Source organism: Xanthomonas phaseoli pv. dieffenbachiae (assembly GCF_008639345.1).
Taxonomy (GTDB): Bacteria; Pseudomonadota; Gammaproteobacteria; order Xanthomonadales; family Xanthomonadaceae; genus Xanthomonas; species Xanthomonas phaseoli.
On the sequence record NZ_CP041380.1, the window covers coordinates 3,081,680 to 3,099,099 of the forward strand.

The following is a 17,420-nucleotide window of genomic DNA, read 5'->3' on the forward strand; positions in this document are numbered from 1 at the left end:
AGGAGATCTCATGCGTACCCATCTCAAGCCGTTGTTGCTGGCCCTGTCCATCGCTGCCGGAACCGCCATGACTGCCCACGCCCAACCTGCGTCGAGCTACACCATTCCCAGCGACGGCACCCTGCTCAACGTCTCGGCCGAGGCCGAGGCCAAGCGTGTGCCGGACATCGCCACGCTGTCTGCCGGTGTGGTCACCCAGGCCGCTGACGGCAACGCCGCCATGCGCCAGAACGCCGAACAGATGAGCAAGGTCATGGCCGCGGTCAAGGCCGCCGGCATCGCCGACAAGGACGTGCAAACCAGCGGCATCAACCTGAGCCCTCAGTACACCTACAAGGAGAACGAAGCGCCCAAGATCAACGGTTACCAGGCCAGCAACACGGTCAGCCTCAAGGTGCGCGACATCACCCGCCTGGGCAAGGTGCTCGACGCGCTGGTTGCGCAAGGCGCCAACGACATCAACGGCCCCAGCTTTTCGATCGACCAACCCGAGCCGGTCTACGACGAAGCCCGGGTTGCCGCACTGAAGAAGGCCCAGGCGCGCGCCGAGACGTATGCCAAATCGCTGGGCCTGAAGGTGCGCCGCATCGTCAGCATCTCCGAAGGCCGCAGCGGCGGCGCGGTCCGCCCGATGATGATGGCCGCCTCGATGCGCTCGGCCAAGGCCGAGATGGACACCCCGGTCGCACCCGGCGAAAGCACCTTGTCGATCAACCTGGAGGTGACGTTCGAACTGGGGCGTTGACAGGGCAGACCATCATCCAGTCCCACGCGTTGCATTTGCACTGCCCTCCCCGGAGGGCAGTGTCGTTTGCACGCTTGCCAGTGCACACCTCACCTCTGGCCGCCGCGAGTCGCTGGTGATCACCACTGACTGGCGGCTGGCGACCTTCTCCATGACCAAAACAATTGCTTGGTTCAAGTGTCCAGGGTCACGCCCATTTGTCCTGAATACGCGTTCTTGGTTGTTTGTGCTTAAAAAAACATGAAATTCAGAGAAATCGTTCTTTAAGCAGGCGCGACCGCTCTCTAGCATCGGTTGTCAACGCACCGTCATCTTCGTGACGGCGCTCATCCGGAGAGCGATAGAGATGACCAGCCACGCCGCGCGGCGACGCCGCTCGTTCCGCTCCACCTCGCCTGCGCGCTATGGCCGCATCAGCATGCTTGCGCTTGCCCTGAGCGGCGCCGTCGGCATGCTCCCACCGGCACTGCAGCCGCGCAAAGTACCACTGCTGGCATCTACGGAAGCGCGCCGGCCAGTGCAGGTGCAACGGTCACCGCGCAGAGCGATACCGGTCTGACGCGCACGGCAACGGTCGATGCCAATGGCCGTTATGCCATCGGCAACCTTCCGGTCGGCACTTACACCGTCACGCTGCAACGCGAAGGCCAGGCCGCCGAAACCCGCAAGAACATCGAATTGCGCGTTGGCGCCGGTACCGATGTGTCCTTCGGCAGCAGCAGTGCGTCCGACGACACTGCCACCCTGGGCACCATCACGGTGACCGGCAAAAATATTTCGCCGGTGGACGTCTCTGCCACTGCTTCACGTACCGTCATTACGGCCGAGCAACTGCAGCGCTTGCCGCTGGCACGCTCGGGCGAAGCGATCGCGTTGTTGTCGCCTGGCGCGGTACAGGGCAGCGGCTATTTCGGCAACGCCATTTCCTTCGGCGGCGCCGGCGTCACCGAGAACGCCTACTACCTCAACGGCTATCTCAGCTCCAATCCGCTGACCAACATTGGCGGCGTCACCCCTGCCCTACGGCGCCATCGACCAACAAGAGACCTATACCGGCGGCTATAGCGCCCGCTACGGCCGCTCGGCCGGCGGCGTGCTCAGCCAGGTCGGCAAGCGCGGCACCAACGAGTGGCATTTTGGCGCGCAGGCATTGTGGCGTCCGAAGTCGCTCTCCAGCGACTACAAAAACGTCTTCTACCCTGATGCCGCACCGCCTGCCGGCTATGAGTACAGCGATGAAAGCCTGCCCGGCACGCTTTACCGCAGCCGAAAGGACGACACCTTCTGGAACACGGTCTACAGCGTCTATGCCGGCGGCCCGCTGGTCGAAGACCGCTTGTTCGTTTTCGTTGCCGCAGAGCAGGAACGCACCGAAGGTGTTTCCACTGCACGCCGAGACGACCCGGTCATCGGCCGCAACAACTATCGCATTGATGAGCCGAAGGTCTACGCCAAAATCGACTGGAACATCAACGACAGCAATATCCTCGAACTGACCGGCGTCAAGAACAATTATCGCGAAGGCGGTGCTTATACCGATTTCAACGGATACCCAGACGTTGTCAGCGACGCCAACGGCGCATTCGCCGATACGGTCAAGGTCAACGACCGTTACTACATCGGCAAGTACACCAGCTATATCACCGACGATCTGACTCTGAGCGCCACTTATGGCAAGAGTCGCCAGACCGACTTCCGCAACAACCCCAGCACCGCACCGCTACTGACCAACACCAATCTGCAGGACCCGGCTATCACCGGGGGCAGCGAGATCCGCAACAACCAGACCTCCAGCCAGGCACGCGACGGCGAAAACAAGACGCGCGGCCTGCGCATCGATCTGGAATACGTGCTGGGCAGCCACACTCTGACCGCAGGTGTGGACAACATGTATTTCAATGCCGACAACGAAGGTGTCATCACCACGGGTCCGGGCTACCGCTGGATCTATGGCCGCTCCTCCCGCCCCACCTCGCCCATCAGCGCTGCACTGGGCGTGGGTCCGGCCGGTGGCAACGGCTACTACGTCTATCGCTCGGTATTCAATACGGCGACCAGCATGTCAGTCGCGCAGAAGGCTTACTTCCTCGAAGACAAGTGGCAAGTCAACGACAAGCTGCTGCTGACATTGGGTCTTCGCAACGACAAGTTCACCAACTTCAATGATCTGGGTGAGGCTTACGTGACCAGCGGCGATCAGTGGGCGCCGCGCCTGGGACTTAGCTGGGATGTGTTCGGCGACTCGTCGCTGAAGGTCTACGGCAACGCCGGTCGCTATTATCTGGCGCTGCCCAACAGCGTGGCCATCCGTGGCGCGTCGCCGTCCACTTTCACGCGCGAATACTTCACCTACGCCGGCATCGATGCGCAAGGCAACCCGACCGGGCTGACGCCGGTCTCAGTGGATCCATCCGCCGGGTTCTCCTGTTCGGGCAACATCGTGTCGTCCAACCTGGAATGCGGCCAGGCACCGGATGCCGCCGGCATCGCCGCCACCGACCTGAAGTCGATGTACCAGGATGAGTTCATGCTCGGCTTCGACAAGACCTTGGGCGAGAGTTGGGTCACCGGCGCCAAGGCCACCTATCGCACGCTCGGCGCCACCATCGACGACGTCTGCGATGCGGACCGCATGCGGACAAAGTTGACGGCATCGGGCGTCGACCCGAGCACCGTCAATGTGCCTGGCTGCATCATCTTCAATCCCGGCGAAACCAATTCCTTCAGCCTCGCCAATCTCGATGGCTCGGGTCGCACCTCGGTGACGATGTCGCCGACGGACTGGGGCTTCGACAAGAAGGCCAAGCGCACGTACCTGGCAGTGGACCTGTTCCTGCAGCATCCATTCGACGGTAAGTGGGAAGGCCGTATCGATTACACCTGGTCGCGCAACTTCGGCAATACCGAGGGCCAGGTGAAATCGGATATCGGGCAGACCGATGTGTCCAAGACCCAGGACTGGGATGCTGCTGCGCTGATGTGGTACTCGGGCGGCTACCTGGCCAACGATCGCCGCCACCAGATCAAGCTTTACGGCTCATACCAGATCGCACCGGAATGGCTGATCGCGGGCAATGTCCGCATCCTGTCGGGCACCCCGAAATCCTGCCTGGGATATGTGAGCATCAACGGCATCAGCGAAGATTCCGATGCCGGCGATCCGGTGGGCTATGGTTCTTCGTACCACACCTGCAATGGCCAACCGTCGCGTCCGGGCGATGCTGGCCGGTTGCCGTGGACCAAGATCGTCGACCTGGGCCTGACCTACCGCCCGGCATTTGCCGACAAGAAACTGGCCGTCACCCTGCAGGGCTTCAACATCTTCAACGAACGCAAGCCGCTGCAAGTGGACTCCACCTGGGAAGACAGCCCCTACACCCTGTCCAACACCTACGGCATGGGGGTCTATTTCACCCAGCCGCGCTACGCGGTGCTGTCCGTGTCGTACGACTACTGACGCACTCTCCCGTCAGCGTCGCTTCCCCAGCCCTGCGAAGGGCTGGGCTTTTCTTCGATCCACGCCCAGCTTCGGCTGGGCGTTTTGTTTGCGCGGATGAGTGCCGCGATTGACCCAAGCGGACACGCGTGAGCCGCAACGTGTCCCCAAGCACCATGAGCATCACGCGTGCCGCGTCGACGGCTGGGTGCCACCACGCACATTTGCATGGCGCTTGTGCGGTCGCCACCGCTGCGGTAAACCTACGCCACCGGATGGTGTTGTGCGTCCGGGTCGCGCTGGTCCTTTCCGCAGTTCCGTTCTGGAGGTGGATGATGGTTCGCACGCAATCGCAGGTTTCTTCCCGACCCCTTGGCATCGACCCCTCGCGCGTCCTGGCGATGAGCACGGCCGTGGCATTGCACCTACTGGCGGGCGGGTTGTTGTTGATTCCGCTCTCGCACCGGGCCATTCCGCAGCAGACCGCGCCAAAGGAACGCTGGCTCATGCCGGTCAGCATCCCGACACCGCCGCCACCGCGGGTGTTCCCCGTCGAAGTAAAGTTCACGCCGAAAACGCATTCACCGACCAAGCCGCTGCCGGTAACGGTGCAGGCCCCGCTGATCAGTGAAACCTCCGTTGTCGACAGCGCACCGTCTGCCGTTGCCGCAACGGCCTCCGACGTTGTTGCAGACAGCGCGCCGCCAACCACCGCTCCCAGCGGCCCGGTCGAAGCAGGTCAACTGCAGTATCTGAGTTCGCCCGCGCCGAGCTATCCGGCGGCCGCATTGCGTGCAGGCCAGCAAGGCACGGTACTGCTGCGCGTACTGGTTGGCACCGATGGACGTCCGGCCGAAGTGAGCGTGCAGACCAGCAGTGGTCATCGCATGCTCGACCTGGCCGCGCGCAGCCAGGTGCTGCGCAACTGGCGCTTCCAGCCGGCGATGCAGAACGGCCAGGCCGTGCAGGCCTATGGCCTGGTGCCGGTGAGCTTCTCGCTCAATTGAGCGGCGAGCGGATGCGGCGGCCTGCAATCGCAGCCGCCGCATCGATATGGCTCGGCACACACGTTTCGTTAGCCGCGTTTATGCGCGGTGATAGGGATGGTTGGCCAGCATCGCCGCGGCGCGATACAGCTGCTCGGCGACAATCAGGCGCACCAGCATGTGCGGCAGGGTCAGCGGCCCGATCGACCAGCTTTCGCTGGCACTTCTCAGCACCTCTGCCGCGTGGCCTTCCGGCCCGCCGATGAGAAACGCCAGGTCGCGGCCCTGTCCGCGCCAATGCTCCATGCGCTGGGCGAGCTGTTCGGAACTGAGCGGGCGCCCCGGGACATCGAGCGCCACCACGTAGGCGTTTTTCGGCAGCGCGGCGAGCACGCGACGGCCCTCGTCGTCGGTCGCGCGCTGCGCGTCGCGGCCCTTGCCGCGCAGGCCGGGCTCGATCTCGACCAGCTCCAGCGGCATCCAGTGCGAGAGACGTTTCTGGTATTCGGCAAAACCTTGCGCCACCCAGCTCGGTGCGCGCTCGCCGGTGGCGATGAGTCGGCATTTCATCGCCACATGATATCCGCGTCACAGCCCGGGCAGCCCACGGCGATTTGTCACTGCGTGTCATGGTGTGGTTACAGCCGGCAATTAGTGTCGCCCGACCACCCAGCCACGCAGGAGTCGTTCGATGCCGATTTTCGATCCCGCCCGCCGCCAGGTTCTCAAGGGCAGTGCTGCCGTCATGGCCGCCGGCGCCCTTGGCAGCTTGAGTGCGCTGCAGTCGCGCCAGGCCCAGGCCGCCACCTCGCCTACCACGCAACTTGCGCCGGTCCCGAGCCGGTACGGCCCACTCGCCCCGGTCCCCGACCAGAGCACCGGTTTGCCGCTGCTGCAGCTGCCTCAGGGCTTCAGCTACCGCTCGTTCGGCTGGAGCGGCGACCGCATGGACGACGGCCAACCCTGCCCCGACCGGCATGACGGCATGGCTGTGGTCGGCCTGCGCCGACCCGACTGGCGCCCCGGTAGCGATCCGCTGCGCGGCCTGGAATACGTGTTGATCCGCAACCACGAACGCGGCGCAGGCAGCCCGTTTCGCGCCCCGGCGATGTACGACACCGGCATCGTCAGCGGCACCCAGCAGGCCGGCGGCGGCACCACCACGCTCAGCTACGGCCGGCGCGGCTGGGGCAGCCTGGAGCCCAGCCTGGGCGGCACCCTGGTCAACTGCGCCGGTGGCCCCACGCCCTGGGGCACCTGGCTGAGCTGCGAAGAGATCAAGACCAATGCGGTCTCCAGCACCGGCCGCAAGCATGGCTATGTGTTCGAGGTGGACCCGGACAGCCACCGCACCACCGGCCGTCCGCTGGTGGGCCTGGGCCGTTTCAGCCATGAAGCGGTGGCGATCGACCCGCGCACCGGTATCGTCTATCTCACCGAGGACGACCGCAACAAGGCCGGCCTGTATCGCTTCATCCCCAACGACCGCCGTGGCCGCAACGGCTCGCTGGAAAACGGAGGGCGATTGCAAGCCGCGCGGGTGCGCGGGCGCCGTAATGCCGACCTCACCGTGGTCAGCATCGGCCAGCAATTCCAGCTGGAATGGGTGGATATCTCCGAGCCCGACCTGGACAGCATCGCCGCCCCAACCGGCTTTGCCGATATCGGCGCCAACGACACCCTGAGCGGTCCGTTCGCACAAGCCTGGGCCGATGGCGCGCTGCGCATGAGCCGCGGCGAAGGCATCTGGTACAGCTACGGCAAGATGTTCATCGTCGACACCAGCACCGGCGTGGATGCGCAGGGGCGCCGTGGTTACGGCAACGGTGCGGTGTGGGTGCTGGACCTGTTTACCCAACGCCTGAGCGCGCTTTTCGTCAGCGGCGATCAGCTGGCCGCGCACAACCCGGACAACGTGACGGTGAGTGCGCGCGGCGGCGTGGTGTTGTGCGAAGACGGCGGCGAAAGCCCGGACGCATACGGCCCTGGCGCGCGTCTGCTCGGCCTGACGCGCAACGGCGAGTCGTTCTATCTGGCCAAGAACAATGTGCAGCTGACCTCGCAGCAGATCGCCGATGCCGGCAAGACGATCGCCGAGGGCGACTACCGCGACACCGAGTTCTGCGGCGCGTGCTGGGACCCGTTGGCGCGTACCTTGTTCGTCAACATCCAGACGCCGGGCATCACCCTGGCCATCACCGGGCCGTGGGAACGCGGACCGCTGTAAGCGCGGCGGCAGGCAGGCACCGGCGGACGAGCCGCTGCTGCGCACCGGCCGGGCAGCGGCTCGCCCGGAGTTGCGCAGCGCCGATCGAGGCTTGCGCGCTGGTTCGTCCAAACACGAACGGCGCCCAAGGGCGCCGTTCGTTCGTCCTGTCACGTCGACGACGCGATGCGCAGACTCAGCGCAGTTCGTCGGACTCGTCTTCGTCGGACGGGCGTTGATCGCCCACGGTCCACAGACGCTCCAGCGCATAGAACTCGCGCACGCGCGGCAGCATCACATGCACCACCACATCGCCCAGGTCGACCAGCACCCATTCGGCTTCGCGCTCGCCTTCCACGCCCAGCGGCATCACGTCTAGACGCTTGGCGAACTTGACCACTTCGTCGGCGATCGATTTGACGTGGCGGGTCGAGGTGCCGGAGACCACCACCATGTAGTCGCAGACGCTGGACTTGCCGCGCACATCGATCTCGACCACGTCCTTGGCCTTGAGTTCTTCGACAGCCTCGCGCACGGTAGCCAACAGGGCCGGCACGGACGGCGGCGGGTTCGGAAGGGAGGTCTTGATGACTTGGGCTTGGCTGGTCAAAGCGGCAACTCGATGGAATTGGCGTGAATTATAGGCCGGTCCGTGCGGACGCGTGTTCAGGTAGCCGGGCGGACGCGACGGTACAGGCCTTCGCGCTGGATCATTCCGGCCACCGGGGGCGGCACCAGACTCTGCCAGTGCGCGCCGGTGGCGATGCGTGAGCGCACCGCGCTGGCCGATTCGCCGCGCAGTGGCTGATGCAGCAGATACAGGCAGCCCGCCGGCGCGCCGACCAGCGCGTCCGCGCCAGCGACCCAGCGGCCCTGCACCGCCGCGGCCAGCTGCGGGGCGTCGGCCAGCGCCAAGGCCGTGCCCGGTCTGGCGGCAACCACGAAATGCGCCAAGCCGAACAACGCCTCCCACTGATGCCAGTGGTGCAGCCCGACGAAGGCATCGGCGCCGAGCAACCAGGCGATCGGCGCTGCAGGGCCGAGTTCGGCGCGCAGCTCGCGCAAGGTATCGACCGTGTAGGACGGCGCATCGCACTGCGCGGCGCGCTGCAGTTCGCGGGTATCCAGTTGCAGGCCTGGATAGTCGGCCAGCGCCAGTTGCAGCATCTGCGCACGCTGCGCGGCGGTGGCGCCGGGTGCAGGACGATGCGGCGGGTCGGCGGCCGGCACCAGTTGCACGCATGCGCCCAGTTCGTCGCGCGCCTCACAGGCGATGGCCAGATGGCCCAGGTGGATCGGGTCGAAGGTGCCGCCGTAATAAAGATGGAGCTGGGAATCGGGATTGGGGATTCGGGAATCGGAAGAGCCAGGGTCCGCCAAGTGGTCGGGATGGGAGTGTTGCTGTTCCTGCGATCCGGAAGAGCTGATTGCAGGGCTGGCCTGCGCAAGCTGGTCGGAATGGGCTCGCTGCCGGTCACCGTGCCCTTCCAGGCTCCCCGGTCCCCGGTCCCGGACCCCGGCGTCCCTAGCTCTCACGCCAACAATCTCACCGCACGGGCTTCGGCCACGGCCACCAGCAGGCGCTCCAGACCAACCCAGGCATCGCCGTCGGCGCGGCCCTTGGCCATGCGATCGACCTGCCCGGCTTCGGCGACGAAGCGTTCCCAGCGGCGCGGTTCGGGGTGACGCTGCAGCGCGCGCTTGAAGGGCGCCTGGCGCGATTCCCACAGCCCTTGCGCCTTCATTTCGGCGGCCAGGTTGCCGCCGTTGGCCTGCACCTTCGCCAATGAGGCGGTGCGCAGCAGTTCCTTGATCAGGATCGGCATCAGCGCGGCGACCGCCTCGCCTTCGCCGCGCAGGCCGGCAAGCATGCGGATCACCGCGGCCGGCTGCCCGGACAACGTGGTTTCGGCCAGCCGGAACACGTCGTAGCGCGCGGCATCGGCCACCAGCGATTCCATTGCCTCCAGATCCAGCGTCTTGCCGTCGGCCAACAGGGCAAGCTTGTCGATTTCCTGTGCGGCGGCGAGCAGGTTGCCTTCCACCCGCTCGCTCAGGCGCTGCACGGCAGCAGCGTCGGCGCGCAGGCCGTGCGCGCGCAGGCGGCGCTCGATCCAGTCAGACAGTTCGTGCGGCTTGATCGCCCAGGCCACCGCGATGGTGCCGATGCGACCGACCGCCTCCGCCCACTTGCCGTGGTGCGCCTTGCTCCAGTCGTTGGCGGTGATCAGCAGCACCACGTCCGGCGGCGGGTCGGCGCAGAAGCGGGTGATGACCTCGGCCCCGTCCTTGCCGGGCTTGCCGCTGGGCAGGCGCACTTCGACCAGGCGGCGCGGACTGAACAGGCTGGGCGCATTGAAGCTGGCGTCGAGCTGGTTCCAGTCGAACTCGCGGCCATCGGCATCGAACACTTCGCGTTCGCCGATGCCTTCGGCGCGCGCCCGCGCGCGCACCGCGTCGGCGGCCTCAAGCACACGCAAGGTCTCCGGGCCGGCGATCAGATACACCGGCTGCAATGGCTGGCTGGACTGGCCGGCCAGCTGCTCTGGGCGAAGTTCCATCACCGAAAACGCGGGGCGCGGCTCAGTTGCCCGACGTGGGCGCGGGCGGCAACGAAGCCGGCACGCTGGATTCGGGCGTCGTGGTGGGCTGCGCTGGCGCCGTCGGGGCCGGCGGCAATGGCGCGGTCGGCGTGCTTTCCAGACCTTCGCCGCGCTGCAGGCGTGCCCGCACCACGCTGTCGATACGACGCAGGATCGAGGCCGACATGTCCTTGCGCAGTTCGTCGGCCAGGATTTCGCGCTCGGTTGCCGTACCGGTGGCGTCCACCGGTGGCGACACGTAGTCGCGCGACAGCTCGATCACCTGCTGCGGCACCAACACCGAGCCATTGGCAGTGGTGACGGTGAAAATGGCCGCGTAGCGCAGGCTGTATTCCTGGGCGCGGCCCTGGCTATCGATGGCGATCGGCAGGTCGCCCCAACGCTCGGACAACACCTGCACCTGCGCAAAGCCGGTCTTGGCGTCTTCATCTGCCAGCGTGGCACCGGAGGCCTTGAGACCACGCCGCAACAGCTTGGCCAGCTCGCTGTACTGCACGGCGGACTGCACCTTCACCGCCGGTGTGTCCGGCGGCAACGCCAGCGAATTGCGCAAATGGAAGCCGCAGGCGGTGAGGCTTGAGACAAGCACGAGGGACGCAGCGAAGGCAGTAGGGAATCGAATCATGGGCACAGTCTGGATGAGCGCCCCGGCGGCGGCAACAGGCGGCTAGCCTGCCCGAGACCGCGTGAACGGGGCTTGAGAGGACACCGCGAAACACTGCGGCGCCCCAGGAATGAAAAAACGCGTCGCCACGCGCCGGTGAAGCCAATCGTCGGCAACCACGGCCAAAACTCTATAAATGCATCGTGCGCGCCAGTGAATGCGATGTCGAAAACGAAAGCCGTGCCCAACTAAGCCACGCCCCGCGCCGATGCAGTGATCTTGCTAAACCCGGCAGCGCATCGTCATGCACCGATGGAATGAACGCCGCAGACGCCTGGCACTTCTCGCCGATCACCCTCGCCTTCCTGGTTGCCGCGGCGCCCATGCGGTGCATCGCCAGAGCCGTCGCAGCAGCACACCGCACATCGCACGTCGGTGCAGCGTGCAGTCGCTGCACCGGCAATATCACCGATGCGCCCTCACCGCGCCGGAACACTCTCGCCACCGCCGCGTCGCTACACCGATCCGGCGCACTGCCCGGGCCGGCGAAGGCCACCGGCCGGATCAGCGCGGCTTACCCCGCGACGATGTTCACGATCTTGCCGGGCACGATGATGATCTTGCGCACGCTCAGGCCTTCGAGGAACTTGGCGGCGTTCGGCTCGGCCTGCGCCAGTGCTTCGATCTGCTCGCGGGTCGCATCGGCAGCGACGTCGATGGTGCCGCGCAACTTGCCGTTGATCTGCACGGCCAGCGTCAACGCATCGCGCACCAGCGCGCTGGCATCGGCCTGCGGGAACGCCACGTTTTCCAACAGCGTCTCGCCACGACCCAGGACCTGCCACAACGCGTGGCTGGCGTGCGGAGTGATCGGGTTGAGCAACAGCACCATCGCCTCCAGCGCTTCCTGGCGCACCGCGCGGCCCTGCTCGCTGGCATCGTCGAACTTGGCCAGCGCGTTGGACAGTTCCATCACCGCGGCAATGGCGGTGTTGAAGCTGTGGCGGCGGCCATAATCGTCGCTGACCTTGCCGATGGTTTCATGGGTCTTGCGGCGGATCGCCTTCTGTTCGGCGCTCAGGCTGGCGGCATCCAGCGCCGCTGCACTGCCCTCGCCCACATGCTTGTGTACCTGCACCCACAGCCGGCGCATGAAGCGCGCCATGCCGTCCACGCCGGCTTCGTTCCACTCCAGCGACTGCTCGGGCGGCGCGGCGAACATCGAGAACAGCCGCACCGTATCGGCGCCGTACTTGGCCACCATCGACTGCGGGTCCACGCCGTTGTTCTTGGACTTGGACATCTTCTCGGTGCCGCCGATGTGTACCGGCTGGCCGTCGGCAATCAGCACCGCACCGGTGACGCGGCCGCGCTCGTCGCGCTGGATTTCGACGTCGGCCGGGTTGATCCAGTCCTTGCCGCCATTGTCGGCATCGCGATAGAAGGTGTCGGCGATGACCATGCCCTGGGTGAGCAGATTGGTCACCGGCTCGTCGCTGTCCACCAGCCGCGCGTCGCGCATGAGCTTGTGATAGAAGCGGAAATACATCAGGTGCAGGATCGCGTGCTCGATGCCGCCCACGTACAGGTCGGCCGGCATCCAGTAGTTGGCGCGGCGGTCGACCATGTCGCGCGCATTGGGGCTGGTGTAGCGCGCCACGTACCAGCTGGACTCCATGAAGGTGTCGAAGGTGTCGGTCTCGCGCTCGGCCGGGCCGCCGCAGTCAGGGCAAGTGGTCTGGCGCCAGCTCGGGTCGGTCTTGATCGGCGAACCGGTGCCGACAAATTCCACGTTCTCCGGCAGCACCACCGGCAACTGGTCTTCCGGCACCGGCACCGCGCCGCACTTGGCGCAGTAGATCACCGGAATCGGGCAGCCCCAATAGCGCTGGCGGCTCACGCCCCAGTCGCGCAGGCGGTAGTTGACCCGGCGCTGGCCCTGGCCCTTGCGCTCGAAGCGCTCGGCCAGCGCCTCGAAGGCGCCGCCGAAATCCAGCCCATCGAACTCGGCCGAATTGACCAGCTCCAGCTCGCGGCTCTTGTCGGTATACCAGTCGCGCCACTGGGTGGCGTCCCAGCTCTGCTCGTCGTCGTTGCGCGGCTCGCGCAGCTTGACCACCTGCACGATCGGCAGGCCATACTTGTTGGCGAATTCGAAATCGCGCTGGTCGTGGCCCGGCACTGCCATCACCGCGCCGGTGCCATAGCCCATCAGCACGAAGTTGGCCACCCACACCGGCACCTGCTCGCCGCTAATCGGGTGGACCGCGGTCAGGCCGGTGGCCATGCCGCGTTTTTCCTGGGTTTCCAGCTCGGCTTCGGAGACGCCGCCGTGCTTGAGCTCTTCCAACAGGCGCGCCAGCTCCGGATTGGATTTGGCCGCGTGCAAGGCCAGCGGATGCTCGGCGGCGATCGACACGAAGGTCACGCCCATCAGCGTGTCCGGCCGGGTGGTGAACACGCGCAGCGGGTCCAGTGCGGCGCCGTCGGTATCGCGCACGTCGAACTGGATCTCCAGGCCTTCCGAACGGCCGATCCAGTTGCGCTGCATGGTCTTGACCGAATCCGGCCAGCCGTCCAGCTGGTCCAGGCCGTCCAGCAGTTCCTGGGCGTAATCGGTGATGCGCAGGAACCACTGCGGGATCTCGCGTTTTTCCACCAGCGCGCCGGAGCGCCAGCCGCGGCCGTCGATGACCTGCTCGTTGGCCAGCACGGTCTGGTCGATCGGGTCCCAGTTCACCACCGCATTGCGGCGGTAGGCCAGGCCCTTGCGCATCAAGCGGGTGAACATGCGCTGCTCGTGCACGTAGTAGTCCGGCGTGCAGGTGGCGAACTCGCGCGACCAGTCGATGGCGTAGCCCAGCGATTTCAGCTGCGCGCGCATGTGCTCGATGTTGGCGTAGGTCCACTTGGCCGGCGCGGTCTTGTTCTTGATGGCGGCGTTTTCGGCCGGCAAACCGAACGCATCCCAGCCCATCGGCTGCAGCACGTTGTGGCCGGTCATGCGCTTGTAGCGGCTGACCACGTCGGAGATGGTGTAGTTGCGCACATGGCCCATGTGCAGCGCACCGGACGGGTACGGCAGCATCGACAGGCAATAGAACTTGGGTTTCTCCGAGTTCTCGTCGACCTGGAAGGCGCGGGTGGCGTCCCAGAACTGCTGGGCGGAAGATTCGACCTGCTGCGGGTCGTAGACGTTCGGTTCGACGGTGGACATTGGGAGCGGATGCTCGGGCGGTGCAAAGCGGTACAGGGTACCGCAGTGCAGCAGGTGGACCAAACCGTTACCGCAGCGCCAACGGCTTCGGCGGCCAGATCCAGCCCGCCACCGCCAGCCAGCCGACCCAGGCCAGGAACGCCAGCCGTTGCGCAATGGCCTGGCGCACCAGGCCGGGCGGCCCGAACGCCAGCACCGCCACCAGCAATCCTGCCGCCAGGCTCAACCAGGCCAGGGTGCGGGTTGCGGCATCGTTGAGCAGCGCGGCGGCAATCAACAACATGCCCGGCACGAACGCCACGGCCCACAACAACCAGGCGGTGGCATGGGCCTGGCTGGCGCGGCCATCCAGATCGGTGGGGTCCAGCGGCAGCATGCCCATGCCCAGAAAGGCCAGGCCGGCCAGCACGATCAACTGCCCGCCCACGCGCAGACTCCAGCTGGCCTTGGCCGGCATGCGCGCCAGCAGACTCACCCCGGTGGCCATGCCCAGCGCGCCCACCAGCACGAACGCGACCAGATTGAAGCCCAGCGCATGCGGCACGCCCTGCGCGCCTAACAGCGCCACCGGATGGCTGGTCTGCAGATAGCCCGGCAGCGTGACGCCGAAACCGGCCAGCGCCAATACGAAAACCGTTGCGGCGATCAGGCCCATGTAGCGCTGTGCGCGCTCGGTGGTTGCCATTGGCTTACTCCAACACGGGGCGCGAAGCGCCGCCAGGACGCGGCATTGTCGTGCCGGTCGGGCGCGGCGTGAACCCCCGGTGCTCACACGGCCATGCGGAAGGCCCTGGCCCGGGCACGTTCGCGCGTCATTGCCGCTAGGCTTGTGTCAGCCGCGTTTGCCACCATTACCTCCCACTGTCGCCGCACTTAACTTCTGGAAGCCCATGTCCGACAAGCCGCATGTATTCGATGCCACCACCGACACCTTCGAGACCGAGGTCCTGCAGAAATCGTTGACCACACCGGTCCTGGTGGACTTCTGGGCCACCTGGTGCGGCCCCTGCAAGTCGCTGACGCCAATCCTGGAAAAGCTGGCCGGCGAGTACAACGGTGCGTTCGAGCTGGGCAAGGTCGACGTGGACAAGGAACAGCAGATCGCCGCGGCGTTCCAGATCCGTTCGGTGCCGACGGTGTTCCTGGTCAAGGGCGGCGAGATCGTCGACGGCTTCCCCGGCGCGATGCCGGAAGGCCAGGTGCGCGAATTCCTGACCCAGCACGGCGTGCTGCCGGCCGAGCCGCAGGTGGCCGAAGAGGTGCCGCTGGCGCCGCTCGACCCGCAGGCGCAGGCCGCAGCGCTGCGTGAAGCGGTCGCCGCCGAACCGGACAAGGACGAACTCAAGCTGGACCTGGCGCTGGCGCTGCTCAAGACCGGCGACACCACCGAGGCCGAGCAGTTGATCGACGCCCTGCCCGCCAATCTGGCCACCGACGATCGCGCGGTGCGCGCCAAGGCGCGGCTGAGTTTTGCCAACGTCCTCAAGGACGCCCCGGACGCCGGCGCCTTGCAGGCCGCCGTGGATGCCAACGGCGCGGACCTGCGCGCCCGTCACCTGCTCGGCGTGCGCCACCTGCTCGACGGCAACGACGAAGCGGCGCTGGAGCAGTTCCTGGAAATGCTGCGCCAGGACCGCAGCTTCGACGACAACCTGCCGCGCCGTAGCCTGATCGATGCCTTCCGCGTGATCGAGGACGAAGACCTGGTCGGCCGCTATCGTCGCAAGATGTCGGCGCTGGTGTTCTGACAGCCAGTGGCGCTGCGGCGCCACACGGACACGTAGGAGCGGACCCGGCCGCGACCAGGCGGTACTCGCCAGGCCCCGATAAGGTATTCGCGGGAAGCGCGCCGTCGCGGCCAGGTCCGCTCCTACGGAGGCTGCACCACCACGGTGGGCTCTTGCCCGGTGTGCACCAAGCGGCAATGCACACCATGCGACTGCGTAAGCGGAGATGACCCACCGTCTGGACCGGTTTGCAGTACGAACACGACCGTCTCGATGTCGGCATGCGGCAAGCCTCCATACGCATGCGAATGTTATGCTGAGCACTTTCTCTTGCCAAGGAAACAGGCCCGCATGCGCGCATCGTTGTTCAAGTTAGGCATCAATCTTTGGCCGCCGTTCTTGTTCGCCGGCATCCACGTCACCGTGCTCTCGGCCGACTACCGTTTTGCGCGGGTGGAGCTGCGCCAGCGCCCGTGGAATCGCAACTATGTCGGCACCCATTTCGGCGGCAGCCTGTTTGCGATGACCGACCCGTTCTGGATGCTGCTGGTGATGCAGAACCTGGGCCGCGACTACTACGTCTGGGACAAGGCCGGCAGCATCGAATTCGTCAAGCCCGGGCGCGGCACGGTAACGGCGGATTTCGTCATCGACGACAGCATGCTGGCGCAATTGCGCCAGGCCACCGCAAACGGCGAGAAACATCTGCGCTGGTTCGAGAACACGGTCTACAACCGCGACGGCGAAGTGGTCGCACAGGTCCGCAAGCAGCTCTACGTCAAACGCAAGCCGGCCCGCTGAGGATGACGGCCGTGATGCTGCCATGCCAGCTGATGCGGCGATGCATGCTTCGCTCACCTCGCCGCTCACGCAACGGATGATGCCGGCGCGAAACCTGCACGCCCTCACGACCAGCTGCAGGCGCCGCAGCAGGAACCGCGGCGTCCGCACCGCGCCAACGAAAAACGATCTGAAACTTTCATACGCAATGGGTAGCGACGCCTTACGGCCGACCGCCTTCATATCGGCAGCAACTTCCTAGGCGGCTTCCGCACCGAACGCTTAAATACGCGCCTGCAAACGGGCATCCGTCCATTGCACTTTTCCGCCTGCACTGCGAGCTGCTCGTCCGACGGCTCCGCAATCGGGCGATCCTTCAGACCTGCACGTAGTTGCGCCTTCAGGCGTTCGCAGGCGGCACCCCAACGCGCTGTGCAAGACCGCTGCGTCGCCGAAAAAGAGCCACCTGCTGGTCGCCTGGATGCCGTCCAGCGCGATGCTGGCGCTCCGCGCGCGCTGATGCAGCGTGGGAGGATTCGCCCGCTTCCGGACGCCACGGCCCGGTCTTGGCGGCGAATCATTCGCCAGACCCGAGCAGTGTCACTGTCAGCGCCCAATCACCGCAAAAAAAGCGCGAATCGGCGGCGCAACGCACGAAGCGCGAGCCTGACGTCACTCGCTAAATGCGCACGCTTGCCTGTTTACTCAAGTCAGCTATGAAGGCTGTAGTGGACACAGGGGTTTCGGCACCTCAGGTGATACCCGTCTCGAATAACCTCGCTTAGCATGCGGTCCGCTGCGGCAGCCCTGAAGCGCAGCACCCGTGTTGGCCTGCACCCGCGCCGACCTGCTCGCCATGGACAGGCATCCGGGAGATTGCTGACGAGACAGAGACCGGCCAACGGCCGAACTCCAGCGCCTTTAAAAAGACCGCGCTCTGTCACGTACGCCACATTGATGCGGACCAAGCGCCGTCTCGGAACCTCATTTGGTTCGCGTACGGCGATAGAAGATCTGCTGTGCAGACAGGCGGCATAGGGCTCTGGTAGTTCAATTTTCGCGCAGTGCATTCACCACCTCGCCTCCATCACTACCGGCAGGCTCAGGATTGCACCA

12 protein-coding genes and 2 pseudogenes are annotated in these 17,420 nt (G+C 65.7%); 7 read left to right on the forward strand and 7 right to left on the reverse strand.

Annotated elements, in window-relative coordinates:
* Nucleotides 1-10: 10 nt before the first annotated feature.
* The 3 genes and pseudogenes from FLG15_RS13970 (at nt 11) to FLG15_RS13980 (ending at nt 5,188) form a co-directional block, all read left to right on the forward strand.
* Nucleotides 11-745: an SIMPL domain-containing protein gene (locus FLG15_RS13970; protein WP_057677483.1), complete on the forward strand. Its 735-nt coding sequence runs from the start codon at nt 11-13 to the stop codon at nt 743-745.
* 346 nt (nt 746-1,091) lie between these two features.
* Nucleotides 1,092-4,202: pseudogene (locus tag FLG15_RS13975) on the forward strand (TonB-dependent receptor domain-containing protein).
* A 311-nt stretch (nt 4,203-4,513) separates the two neighbouring features.
* Nucleotides 4,514-5,188: an energy transducer TonB gene (locus FLG15_RS13980; RefSeq protein WP_057677482.1), complete on the forward strand. Its 675-nt coding sequence runs from the start codon at nt 4,514-4,516 to the stop codon at nt 5,186-5,188.
* A gap of 78 nt (nt 5,189-5,266) precedes the next feature.
* On the opposite strand, the gene rlmH is transcribed toward FLG15_RS13980, so the two are convergent.
* Nucleotides 5,267-5,737, reverse strand: a complete 471-nt coding sequence (rlmH, locus tag FLG15_RS13985) for a 23S rRNA (pseudouridine(1915)-N(3))-methyltransferase RlmH (protein ID WP_039570316.1) — start codon at nt 5,735-5,737, stop codon at nt 5,267-5,269.
* A gap of 121 nt (nt 5,738-5,858) precedes the next feature.
* Between rlmH and FLG15_RS13990 the strand changes: the two genes are divergently transcribed.
* The gene (locus tag FLG15_RS13990) at nt 5,859-7,394 is read left to right on the forward strand and encodes an alkaline phosphatase PhoX (RefSeq protein ID WP_057677481.1); all 1,536 of its coding nucleotides are present in this window, start codon (nt 5,859-5,861) and stop codon (nt 7,392-7,394) included.
* A gap of 175 nt (nt 7,395-7,569) precedes the next feature.
* Here FLG15_RS13990 and rsfS read toward each other — a convergent pair whose 3' ends face one another.
* The 6 genes from rsfS to FLG15_RS14020 form a co-directional block, all read right to left on the reverse strand.
* Nucleotides 7,570-7,983 (reverse strand): ribosome silencing factor, encoded by a 414-nt coding sequence (gene rsfS / locus FLG15_RS13995; protein WP_005912943.1) that lies wholly within the window; start codon nt 7,981-7,983, stop codon nt 7,570-7,572.
* A gap of 56 nt (nt 7,984-8,039) precedes the next feature.
* Nucleotides 8,040-8,909, reverse strand: coding sequence for a nicotinate-nucleotide adenylyltransferase (gene nadD / locus FLG15_RS14000; protein WP_057677480.1), 870 nt, complete (start codon nt 8,907-8,909; stop codon nt 8,040-8,042).
* On the reverse strand, nt 8,906-9,934 hold the full coding sequence (gene holA / locus FLG15_RS14005) for a DNA polymerase III subunit delta (RefSeq protein WP_057677479.1): 1,029 nt from the start codon (nt 9,932-9,934) through the stop codon (nt 8,906-8,908). The genes nadD and holA overlap by 4 nt, the downstream gene beginning before the upstream one ends.
* 22 nt (nt 9,935-9,956) lie before the next feature.
* Nucleotides 9,957-10,601 carry an LPS-assembly lipoprotein LptE gene (locus FLG15_RS14010; RefSeq protein WP_057685516.1) on the reverse strand — a complete coding sequence of 215 codons (645 nt, stop codon included), beginning with the start codon at nt 10,599-10,601 and terminating at the stop codon, nt 9,957-9,959.
* A 553-nt stretch (nt 10,602-11,154) separates the two neighbouring features.
* A complete protein-coding gene (gene leuS / locus FLG15_RS14015) occupies nt 11,155-13,797 on the reverse strand; it encodes a leucine--tRNA ligase (RefSeq protein ID WP_057677477.1) in 2,643 nt (880 codons plus the stop codon).
* A gap of 67 nt (nt 13,798-13,864) precedes the next feature.
* On the reverse strand, nt 13,865-14,482 hold the full coding sequence (locus FLG15_RS14020; RefSeq protein WP_057677476.1) for a DUF998 domain-containing protein: 618 nt from the start codon (nt 14,480-14,482) through the stop codon (nt 13,865-13,867).
* Between the two features lie 205 nt (nt 14,483-14,687).
* On the opposite strand from FLG15_RS14020, the gene trxA reads away from it, so the two are divergent.
* From trxA to FLG15_RS14035, 3 genes and pseudogenes are all read left to right on the forward strand, one after another.
* Complete coding sequence (gene trxA / locus FLG15_RS14025) at nt 14,688-15,545, forward strand: thioredoxin (protein ID WP_017157145.1); 858 nt, start codon at nt 14,688-14,690, stop codon at nt 15,543-15,545.
* Between the two features lie 330 nt (nt 15,546-15,875).
* Nucleotides 15,876-16,325, forward strand: a complete 450-nt coding sequence (locus tag FLG15_RS14030) for a DUF4442 domain-containing protein (protein WP_057677475.1) — start codon at nt 15,876-15,878, stop codon at nt 16,323-16,325.
* 22 nt (nt 16,326-16,347) lie between these two features.
* Nucleotides 16,348-16,824 (forward strand): annotated as a pseudogene (locus tag FLG15_RS14035) (hypothetical protein).
* Nucleotides 16,825-17,420: the final 596 nt, after the last annotated feature.

Excerpts from the sequence above, each read along its gene's own strand:
- FLG15_RS13970 (WP_057677483.1), top strand. The coding sequence starts at position 11 with ATGCGTACCCATCTCAAGCCGTTGTTGCTGGCCCTGTCCATCGCTGCC.
- FLG15_RS13980 (WP_057677482.1), top strand. The coding sequence starts at position 4,514 with ATGATGGTTCGCACGCAATCGCAGGTTTCTTCCCGACCCCTTGGCATC.
- rlmH (WP_039570316.1), bottom strand. The coding sequence starts at position 5,737 with ATGAAATGCCGACTCATCGCCACCGGCGAGCGCGCACCGAGCTGGGTG.
- FLG15_RS13990 (WP_057677481.1), top strand. The coding sequence starts at position 5,859 with ATGCCGATTTTCGATCCCGCCCGCCGCCAGGTTCTCAAGGGCAGTGCT.
- holA (WP_057677479.1), bottom strand. The coding sequence starts at position 9,934 with ATGGAACTTCGCCCAGAGCAGCTGGCCGGCCAGTCCAGCCAGCCATTG.
- FLG15_RS14010 (WP_057685516.1), bottom strand. The coding sequence starts at position 10,601 with ATGATTCGATTCCCTACTGCCTTCGCTGCGTCCCTCGTGCTTGTCTCA.
- leuS (WP_057677477.1), bottom strand. The coding sequence starts at position 13,797 with ATGTCCACCGTCGAACCGAACGTCTACGACCCGCAGCAGGTCGAATCT.
- FLG15_RS14020 (WP_057677476.1), bottom strand. The coding sequence starts at position 14,482 with ATGGCAACCACCGAGCGCGCACAGCGCTACATGGGCCTGATCGCCGCA.
- trxA (WP_017157145.1), top strand. The coding sequence starts at position 14,688 with ATGTCCGACAAGCCGCATGTATTCGATGCCACCACCGACACCTTCGAG.
- FLG15_RS14030 (WP_057677475.1), top strand. The coding sequence starts at position 15,876 with ATGCGCGCATCGTTGTTCAAGTTAGGCATCAATCTTTGGCCGCCGTTC.